The organism is Allocoleopsis sp. (assembly GCF_036703385.1).
Taxonomy (GTDB): domain Bacteria; phylum Cyanobacteriota; class Cyanobacteriia; order Cyanobacteriales; family Coleofasciculaceae; genus Allocoleopsis.
Genome location: NZ_DATNPA010000088.1, coordinates 1 through 9,012 on the forward strand (window position 1 = coordinate 1; position 9,012 = coordinate 9,012).

At 48.3% G+C, this 9,012-nt stretch carries 10 protein-coding genes; 2 read left to right on the forward strand and 8 right to left on the reverse strand.

The genetic code is table 11. The annotated features are described in order from the left end of the window. On the forward strand, positions 1–1,142 hold a 1,142-nt coding region (locus V6C93_RS04485), incomplete at its 5' end, for a HAMP domain-containing sensor histidine kinase (protein ID WP_333475451.1). 37 nt (positions 1,143–1,179) lie between these two features. Here the strand turns inward: V6C93_RS04485 and proC are convergent. From proC to pabB, 6 genes are all read right to left on the reverse strand, one after another. Continuing rightward, the gene (gene proC / locus V6C93_RS04490) at positions 1,180–2,004 is read right to left on the reverse strand and encodes a pyrroline-5-carboxylate reductase (RefSeq protein ID WP_333475452.1); all 825 of its coding nucleotides are present in this window, start codon (positions 2,002–2,004) and stop codon (positions 1,180–1,182) included. A gap of 79 nt (positions 2,005–2,083) precedes the next feature. After that, a complete protein-coding gene (locus V6C93_RS04495; RefSeq protein ID WP_333475453.1) occupies positions 2,084–2,680 on the reverse strand; it encodes a cell division protein SepF in 597 nt (198 codons plus the stop codon). A 402-nt stretch (positions 2,681–3,082) separates the two neighbouring features. After that, complete coding sequence (locus V6C93_RS04500; protein WP_333475454.1) at positions 3,083–3,754, reverse strand: YggS family pyridoxal phosphate-dependent enzyme; 672 nt, start codon at positions 3,752–3,754, stop codon at positions 3,083–3,085. Between the two features lie 129 nt (positions 3,755–3,883). Then, the gene (gene pipX, locus V6C93_RS04505) at positions 3,884–4,153 is read right to left on the reverse strand and encodes a transcriptional coactivator PipX (protein ID WP_333475455.1); all 270 of its coding nucleotides are present in this window, start codon (positions 4,151–4,153) and stop codon (positions 3,884–3,886) included. 11 nt (positions 4,154–4,164) lie between these two features. Then, the gene (locus V6C93_RS04510) at positions 4,165–4,395 is read right to left on the reverse strand and encodes a hypothetical protein (RefSeq protein ID WP_333475456.1); all 231 of its coding nucleotides are present in this window, start codon (positions 4,393–4,395) and stop codon (positions 4,165–4,167) included. A gap of 64 nt (positions 4,396–4,459) precedes the next feature. Continuing rightward, on the reverse strand, positions 4,460–6,055 hold the full coding sequence (gene pabB / locus V6C93_RS04515; RefSeq protein WP_333475457.1) for an aminodeoxychorismate synthase, component I: 1,596 nt from the start codon (positions 6,053–6,055) through the stop codon (positions 4,460–4,462). A gap of 166 nt (positions 6,056–6,221) precedes the next feature. Between pabB and V6C93_RS04520 the strand changes: the two genes are divergently transcribed. Beyond that, on the forward strand, positions 6,222–6,590 hold the full coding sequence (locus V6C93_RS04520) for an FtsK/SpoIIIE domain-containing protein (protein ID WP_333475458.1): 369 nt from the start codon (positions 6,222–6,224) through the stop codon (positions 6,588–6,590). 430 nt (positions 6,591–7,020) lie between these two features. Here the strand turns inward: V6C93_RS04520 and V6C93_RS04525 are convergent, their stop codons facing one another. Together V6C93_RS04525 and V6C93_RS04530 are read right to left on the reverse strand one after the other, a co-directional pair. After that, positions 7,021–7,731, reverse strand: coding sequence for a Uma2 family endonuclease (locus tag V6C93_RS04525; RefSeq protein WP_333475459.1), 711 nt, complete (start codon positions 7,729–7,731; stop codon positions 7,021–7,023). Positions 7,732–7,971: 240 nt separating this feature from the next. After that, positions 7,972–8,964, reverse strand: coding sequence for an energy-coupling factor transporter transmembrane protein EcfT (locus V6C93_RS04530; RefSeq protein ID WP_349262614.1), 993 nt, complete (start codon positions 8,962–8,964; stop codon positions 7,972–7,974). Positions 8,965–9,012: the final 48 nt, after the last annotated feature.

Sequence of the window (9,012 nt, forward strand, 5' to 3'; positions counted from 1 at the left end):
TTATTTCAACCGATGAATGTGGGGAAATCTTATTCGTTAATCCAGCTTTTGAAGGAATTTGTGGTTATTTTTCTGAAGAACTCGTCGGTCAAGTTCCTCCTTATCCCTACTGGGATTTAGCCGATCTAGACCAGATTAACCAAGAATTTGGGCTGGCAATGACAGGGCAGAAGAAACAGATCGAACTCTGGTTTACCCGAAAAAATGGCGAGAGATTTTTGGCTCGGCTACAGCCCATTACAATATTTGACGAACAGGGAAATATGCTTCGTCATCTCGCCACAATGGAGGATATTACGAAGTACAAGCAAGCCGAAGAAGAACTTTACAAAGCTCTAGAAGCGGAACGAGAACTCAACGAATTCAAATCACGTTTCGTTGCGATGGTTTCCCATGAGTATCGCACTCCACTGGCGAGTATTTTATCGTCTGCCGAACTCCTTGAACGTTACATTCATCAATTTACAGAAGATAGAAGGCTTAAGCACTACCGTCGCATTCAAACCTCTGTCTACACTCTCACCCAGCTAGTGAGTGATGTACTAACTCTGAGCAAAATTGAAGCGGGGAAACAGAAGTTTAACCCTTCCCCCTTGGATTTGGAGAAATTCTGTCGCGAACTGGTAGAAGACCTGCAAGTAACGCTCGGCAACCAGCATACTGTTATCTTTACGAGTCAGGGCAACAGTAAACCTGATGCCTCGGCTACCCTAATGGCGACTCCCTACATGGACGCGAAGCTGCTAGGGTACATTCTCGGCAATTTGCTCTCGAATGCGATTAAATATTCGCCAAAGGGCAGCACAGTTAAGATTGACCTAGCTTGTGACGAAACCAAAGCCATTGTGTGCATTCAAGACGAAGGGCGCGGTATTGCTGTAGAAGACCAACCACACCTGTTTGAGTCGTTTTACCGGGGTCGCAATGTTGGCACCATTTCCGGAACTGGACTAGGGCTAGCGATTGTTAAAAGTTCTGTGGACTTACATCAGGGTCAAATCATGGTGGAGAGCGCAACTGGGATAGGCACGATAGTTACTGTCACGTTGCCTTTGAATAGCCCGCTTCCAAACGAGAGCGATCGCACAACGCTCACCGCCAAGGGCGATCGCAAATGTTCCAGCTTGGAAACGACTGAATAGTAGGGGTCATTACGAATTACGAATTAAAAATTACAAATTATCCCTGACCCAGTTGTCGAGAACGTTCTTTAGCCGCCAGAACGGCTTCAATCAAGGCAGAGCGGAAGCCTGCACGCTCCAACTCAGCGATCCCAGCAATGGTAGTCCCACCAGGGCTAGTCACACGGTCTTTGAGTTGAGCGGGGTGCAGTTCTGATTGTTGCAACAGTTGAGCTGTACCCAGCACTGTCGAGAGAGCCAACTGAGAGGCTATAGCTCTAGGCAAGCCAGCCGCAACCCCCCCATCAGCGAGAGCCTCGATCAGAATTGCCACATAAGCTGGCCCTGATCCCGATAAGCCAGTTACGGCATCCATCAAAGATTCCGATACCTCGACCACTTCGCCAACGGCTTGAAAGATGGCGATCGCTTGCTCCTTCTGGCTTTTGCTGACCGTTTTTCCCGGTGCGATCGCCGTGATTCCGGCCCCTACTGTTGCAGGAGTATTGGGCATCGCTCGGATGACTGGCTGACGCCCAAATGCTGCTTCCAGCTTGCTTAAAGACACACCCGCTAAAATCGAAACCACGACCGGCAACAGCTCTTTGTCGGGACGCTCACCGTTATCTTCTGCCAGCTCTATCGCTACCGCCTCAAACACCTGGGGTTTAATCGCCAACAACAAAATATCCGAGACCGCCGCTACGGCTCGGTTACGCGATGTCACCTGGACACCGTACTTTCGCGCTAACAAGTCCCGTTGGTGGGCTTGCGGCTCACTCACCAGGACATCCTCAGGGCGATAAAGCTGTTGAGCAATCAGACGGGATAAGAGGGCTTCTCCCATTACCCCGCCACCCACTATGCCAAGCTTGATTGCCACCCCAGCTCCCCTCTTAACCGAATTTTGGATTTTGGCTTTTGGATTTTAGAGTTTAGTCTAAACACCAAATCTTAGATGCTTACTGAGCCATCCGCTCCTGTTCAGACGCCCAAGCCGGCGCGGGAGCCGCTGGACGGTTAGGACGCATTTGGGGCGAAGACACTTCATGAACGACGCCTGATTGAGTGCTGACTTGAACACAGCTAGGTGTAAACAAGAAGATACTTTCGCCAATTCGCTCCTGATGACCATCAATTGCGTAGGTACCACCGGCGACGAAGTCCACTGCTCGTTGCGCTTGATCTGGGTCCATAATCGTTAGATTCAAAACCACTGACTTACGCTCTCGCAGTGCTTGAATCACCTGCGGCATTTCTTCAAACGAACGCGGCTCGATTACCGCTACTTCCGAAATTCCATTAACAGCTCCAGGCATCCCAATCACGTTATTCATTGAAGTTGTTGATCCCATTCCTGCTTCTGATCCTACACTGGTGCGCTCCCGAACGCGACGGCGCGGTGTACGCTCTTCCTCCGGAGGCGGTGGCGCTTGAACTTGCTGTTCTTGCTGATAGAGAGTTTGGTAGGTATCTCCGTCGTCTTCGTACTCGTACTCGTACTCTACTGGATCATTGAGACCCACAAAATCTCGGAGTTTGGTAAAGATATTGTTCATTGTTCACGCTCCATAGTTTGACCCTAAAATCTGACTAGCGGTTTTTTTGGAGGCAGCAGCCTTCAACAGATGCTTTTTTAGAGCGAAAAGAAGATGGCTTTTGTTTAGTCTGCCCCCTCATCATTCTCCCTGAGACAAGCCTCTCAAAATAAACCAAAAGTATACATCAGCCTCCTCAAAGCAGGTAGTCGCACAACACCCCGCAAGAAATGCCAAACAATTTTAAGGGTGACAATATTCGTCAGAGTTGTGTTGGCATTATATTAGCCCATAGCTTGACCCATAGAACGAGGGGAGGGGGAGACTAGCGCTCCTACGAGGACGCAGCCTAGTCCAGAGATGACCAGTTATGGATAGTCCTTAGTTCCTGTTGAGGAGTTCATCTTCTATCTTGCTGTCAGATTAAGCGATTCGTTCACCAAAAATAATTCGCCCGACACGTACCATCGTCGCACCGGCTTGCACGGCAAGAGGGTAATCATCTGACATTCCCATCGAAAGCTCCTGCATTTGCAGGTTCGACCAAGTTTGCTGCCCAATCTTTAGAGCCAGTTCACGAGTACGCTCAAAGACTTGAAGACTTTCTTCTTGAGATAATCCAAAGGGGAGAATTGTCATTAATCCTCGAATTTGTAGCGCATCGAACTGATCAAGTTCCGCTAAATCTGCTAGCAGTTCTGGGATGCTCCAACCGTATTTGTCAGGATCTGGCACAATTTTGACTTGGAGGCAGACTTGTGGTTTCCAGGACAGCTCAGTGGCTAAGCGATTCAGGCGTTGGGCTAACTTGAGATTGTCACAAGAATGAATCCACTGGAATTGCTCCAAAGCTTTTTTGACTTTGTTACTCTGTAAATGCCCAATTAGATGCCAGTTGAGGCCAGGTAAATCACTCAACTGGGCTCTTTTGGCTTCCGCTTCTTGAATGCGGCTTTCCCCGAAATCCCGAACACCAGCTGAGTAAGCTTCTCGCATCGCGTCCACTGGAACTTGTTTAGTGACAGCAATCAACCGGACGTCTGTCGGCAGTTGTTGGCGTATGGTGGCAATGCGTTCTGCAATGGAACCAGTCATTCGATTCGAGATTTTTGATACCGTTGATTAAATTATCCCTCCTCAATCATGCCAGAGGCTTGAGGAGTCTGAATTGCCGGTTCAAGAATTATTGTTCGATTGATGAATTTACAGGCAAAGGCTAGTGGGTTACAGAAAAGTTTGTTTATGGATAACCTGAAGCTGCTCCATATCGTCCAGGGAACCAGTGCGACGGAGCTGACGGAGGCGATTTTCCACTAAGAGCCGAGCATCTGAGCGACTAATCGGTTCAAAAGTAAGACCGTCAGGAGCAGTGGTGACCAGAAAAAATAGGCGTTGGGCATAGAGAGTGGTGAACAACTCCTGGTTCTCTTCAACCATACAAACTCGAAAAAGCAGACCAAACGTCGGGTGATTTAGGTATGTTTCGGTGCTCATTAACATCCAAACTAAAAATACCCATCCCTAGCTGGGGGATTGGGAAGACTCATATAGAGAACAGGCGTACTGGCTCCGATGAAAGCTATGCCGATGATAGCCTGATTTGGAGTTGACGGAGAGCCAAGCTTCGCCTCGATAAAAATATTAGGATTCTTAGAAGTGCAGACTCCGATGAAAGCTATGCCGATGATAGCTTGATTCGGGATTGACAAAGACTCAACCTTAGGAGCGATATTCATCCAGCCGTAGAATTACCAGAGCCAGGGTCGCTAACCTAGAGAGCAGGGAGAGCAGGCGAAAACGTCAAAAACTTAGAATCTTGAGAGCAGAAAGCTGAGCCTGAGCTTTGTGCAGAGACTCGTACCATTCCTTTGCTGGGTCACTGTCAGCGACAATGCCGGCTCCAACTTGACCTGAAACGATTTTGATGGATTTTGATTCAGTCGAGTCCCCAGTGTGGAGAGATTTCTCCTCAATATTGACTCCCGTGTCGCGATCGCTCACTAAAAGGGTGCGAATCAAAATATTCAAGTCCAGGTGACCGCGTTGGTCAATATAACCACAGGAGCCATAGAACAAGCTACGACGGACTGGCTCCAGTTCTTCAATAATTTCGATCGCACGAACTTTAGGGCAGCCAGTGATCGTACCACCAGGAAACAAGGCGCGGATCAGGTCAACCGCATCCCTGTCAGTACGCAGGGTACCCATAACGTTACTCACAAGGTGCATAACGTGGCTGTAACGCTCAATCGTGAATAATTCGTTCACCTCTACCGAACCCCACTCGCACACACGCCCTAGGTCATTGCGCTCCAAATCAACGAGCATGATATGTTCCGCTCGTTCTTTCGCATTGGCAATTAGCTCTTGAGCTAACTGCTGGTCGATCTCAGGGGTTGCTCCGCGCGATCGCGTCCCAGCAATGGGCCGTGTTTGCGCTTGCCGTCCTTGTAGCTGTACCAGTCTTTCCGGTGAGCAGCTGATCACATCCCCCCAAGGGGTTTGCCAATAGCTGGCAAAGGGAGAAGGATTAATTTGCTGTAAGGCGCGATAAATCGCCCAGCTATCGGCGCTTGTGGCGACCTCAAACCTCAAAGAAAGATTGGCTTGAAAGATATCACCGGCCTGGATGTACTTTTTCGCTTGAACAACGGCGGCTTCAAAATCCGTTTGAGAACTCAGGAAAGAGAAGTTGGAAGGTTGGAGGTTTGAAGGTTGAAGGTTGAAGCTTTGGAGGTTTGAAGGTTGAAGGTTGAAGGTTTGAAGGTTTGAAGGTTGAAGCTTTGAAGACGGGTTCCAAGCTTCCACGTCCACCTCGTTAACCTGTAACCCTTGTTGTTCCAGTCGTTGTTGTAATGAATCGAGTTCAGCTTGACTCGTGGCGGCTAACCACAGCGTTTGTTGAGCGTGGTCGAGGACAGCAAACGTAGCAGGTTCATACCAGAAAGCGACGGGAAATGGCAGGGGATCAGCTTTTAAACGAGGTAGCTGCTCAATTTCCCAGGCGAGGTCATAGCCAAGCCAGCCGAGCCAACCCCCGGTAAATGGGAGGTGAGGGGGTGGGAAACCTGTCTCCTCTTGTGTGTTTACTAAAGAGTTGGCTGTCCAACTCCCTCTGTCTGCTTGAGGCGACAGCAAACGGCACAGGAAAGGTAGGATTTCACCAACGGGTGGTGTCCACATTTGATGGCGTCCCTGCTGGAGGCGGGGCATCCCCGCACAGATGGAGTATCGAGCTAACTGCGGTTGATCGGGAGGAGTGGGGTACGGGCTTTCTAGGAGGGTAGCAATCGTACCACTATGGCGAAACAAGCAGTCAAATATCTGGGAACCTGTGCGATGTTCCAGGGGTAGTGATCGCCAATACCAGGGCTGCAAGTCATCAATCTGGGACATTCACTTAGGCTTAGGAATTAAGAGAAGAGATTTTCATCACTTCTGTGATAATAGTTCTTTTTAGCGAGCCGTTAGAGATTATATTCGTCTCTGGGAGAGTCTTGCAGTCCGGAGCAAAAGAAAGCATCGAGTAGTATAAATCATGGGCTGGCGAATTTAACTCTCGATGAATGGCGTTGATTTTTCTCCCTATTTAGCGTTTGTTTGTACTGACTCTCGTTATCAGGAAACATTATCCCGGTACACAGCGACGGATACGGATTTGGTGTTAGAAGCGCAAACGGTAGTACGGGAGGAATCCGAGGGTAGGGAGAGAGAGGAACCAAGGCAAAAGATTGAGCGATTTCCAGTATTAGAGGGGTTAAGGAAATATGCGGCGAATCATGTGTTGCTGTCGGGGAAACCGGGTTCGGGGAAATCGACGACACTGAAGCGGTTGTTGTTGGAGATGGCACAAACTGCTCTTGCCCCTCAGCCTCCCAACTTTGGGGGGAGTTGGAGTCTCACGGGTGAGTTTTCTTGTCTTACTTCCTAAGTCCAAATTATCGATATTTAGATGCGTTTATCCTGGATGGGATAGTACGTTTGATCAATATATTTTTGAGCAGAAATTAAAGCCTCGTATCTACTAGAGCAGTCGTCAAGGCTATTAGGACAAATGTCCCAGAGCCAATTTTCAATCTCAGCTTTTGAAATGTCCTAACCGTTGTGGCGATTGCTATAAAATGAAATTACCAACAGTTTGAAGGGTTGAGCGAAGAAATAGAGTAGATGAAGATGTTGTTTCCTGCCGCAGATATTCCCATCAAAATCGGCAAGCGACTGTATGAAAATTAGTGCGATCGCGTAGCATTATGATCGAAATCGGAAAGCGATTGTATGAGATTTACAGCAATCGCAAGCAACTCCCCAACAGCTAGAAGGCAAAGTGAAACGAGTCAAACTAAAGAGGAGGAGATGAACCATTATTCGTCTGAAAACTCCCCAAAACGTTCTCGATACCTAGCCAATAAAGCCTCAGCTTGCTCAGCGCGTTGTAGCTCTTGATTAGCTCGTTGTTGTTCAGCAATAGCTACCTCTTCCGGTGTCGGGACTAATTGCCCTTCGCGAGTGAAAAAGCGTAGTTTTTGTTCGTGAATCCCTAAATAAAGTTCTAATTGTTCGCTCCACAGCCAACCTTGTTGATTCGGTTGCAGTGGGCAATAGGTTCCTCGAATTAACTCAAATCCCGCAAATTCCAAACTGTGTGGATCGAGCCAAAAATATTCCGGAGTGCGAAAGATATCTTGATAAATCTGCTTTTTCAATCCTCGGTCTGTTGCTGCTGTTGAATTGGATAAAAGTTCTACAATTACATTGGGATATTTGCCGTTTTCTTCCCAAACTACCCAGCTTTTGCGTGGCTTATCTTCAGTATTCAGGACGACAAAAAAGTCTGGCCCTCGAAAGTCTTCTGACTTGCGCTGTTGAGGAGAGTAATAGACCGTTAAGTTACCAGAAACATAGAAATCATGTCGTTGTTGCCAGCACCATCGCAGCAGGCGAATCAATAAGTCAATTTGCTCGCGGTGTAAGTCACTTTCCAAGGGCGGTTCGTGGCTCTCTAAGTCACCAGGCGAGAAGACAACCTCTTCCGGCACAACAATAGAAGATTCTACATCCTGGGTGAACGACATGGCATCATGTTTGTGAACTCTGCTTTTAGTTTAGCGAGCTGATTGCAGTAGCGAGGGGAGCGATCGCTTGCACATTACAACCCTTCTCAATCAGTAGTCAGGAGGACTGTTGGCAGGTACGTTTTGGGTACTGCTGGATATAATGAAAGGGATTTTTCATGTTGGTAGACGGTGAAAAGACTGTTCTACCCTTTTTTTAGGGCGCAGATTATATTTCGGACAGGTCTTGTGTATTACAGGTTAAACTGTTCCACCCCAAACCACCCGTAATCCCCAGAAGACGAGTAAGCCACCTACTGCTAACCAGTCGCCCCAACGTAGGCGCAGCTGATGCCACCGTACCCGATGCTCATTGGGACTGGTAAAGCCGCGCACGAGCATCGCACTGGCAATTTGCTCAGCTCGCAATAGGAGATTTTCCAGTAATCGTTCCGCCACCATTAACCAAACTTGAAGGCTTTTGCGGATGCCTAATTTTTTCCAATTGATAGCGCGAGTGTACACAGAACGAACTAAATTCTGTACTTCTTCAAGGACTAGGGGAATGAAGCGCAAAGAAAGGGTTAATGTGAGGGCAATTTCGGTCACGGGTACCCCGATACGCCGTAAAGGACGCATCAAGCTTTCTAAGCCAGCTGTAATTTCTTCGGGTGCCGTCGTGAGCAGGAACAGCGTACTGCTGTAGATAACGGTAAAGAGCAGGGTGCTAACACGAATGGCCAGATCTAAAGACCGACGAGTGAGGGTGACGGGGCCAGCTTTCCAGAGTACGTAGTGATAGTCGGTTGGCTGTGGTAAGGGCTTTGGAGCCGATTGTTCTGTAGAGGATGTACTTGGAGAAGGCTGTTCTCCTAAACCAAAGGGGTTGTACCAAGGTCGAGGCGTAGGAGCTTTAATGGGAAGGTTAGTCGGTTGCTGAGTAAAAGCAGGGAGCCGTGGCTGACTGTCAGTTGAATAGCCATCAGGAGCGATCGCTGTGATGATGAAGACAAAAATTGAGAGCATCAGCAGCCAAGCCATTTGTTGACGCCACACCCGTAACGGAATCGCGGCTGAGAGCGTTAGCAGAATCAACAGCACCACTAACGCCACACGCCAGTAGGGATTCGCTAACAGGGGAGCAACCAGAAAGCTCATGAGCCAGATAAATTTTACCCTGGAGTCCAGGTGATGTAGCCAGGTTACGGGTTGTTCCAGGTACAGCCCCAAAGGTAGCGATCGCAGTAAATCCATCTTTTGTCGTCGGTCAATCGATTTTGGATTTTGGATTTTGGATTTTGG

Bases quoted from the DNA above. Each gene is read 5' to 3' on its own strand.
- V6C93_RS04495 (WP_333475453.1), bottom strand. From the start codon at position 2,680: ATGAACAATATCTTTACCAAACTCCGAGATTTTGTGGGTCTCAATGAT.
- V6C93_RS04500 (WP_333475454.1), bottom strand. From the start codon at position 3,754: ATGACTGGTTCCATTGCAGAACGCATTGCCACCATACGCCAACAACTG.
- pipX (WP_333475455.1), bottom strand. From the start codon at position 4,153: ATGAGCACCGAAACATACCTAAATCACCCGACGTTTGGTCTGCTTTTT.
- V6C93_RS04510 (WP_333475456.1), bottom strand. From the start codon at position 4,395: ATGAATATCGCTCCTAAGGTTGAGTCTTTGTCAATCCCGAATCAAGCT.
- pabB (WP_333475457.1), bottom strand. From the start codon at position 6,055: ATGTCCCAGATTGATGACTTGCAGCCCTGGTATTGGCGATCACTACCC.
- V6C93_RS04520 (WP_333475458.1), top strand. From the start codon at position 6,222: ATGAATGGCGTTGATTTTTCTCCCTATTTAGCGTTTGTTTGTACTGAC.
- V6C93_RS04525 (WP_333475459.1), bottom strand. From the start codon at position 7,731: ATGTCGTTCACCCAGGATGTAGAATCTTCTATTGTTGTGCCGGAAGAG.
- V6C93_RS04530 (WP_349262614.1), bottom strand. From the start codon at position 8,964: ATGGATTTACTGCGATCGCTACCTTTGGGGCTGTACCTGGAACAACCC.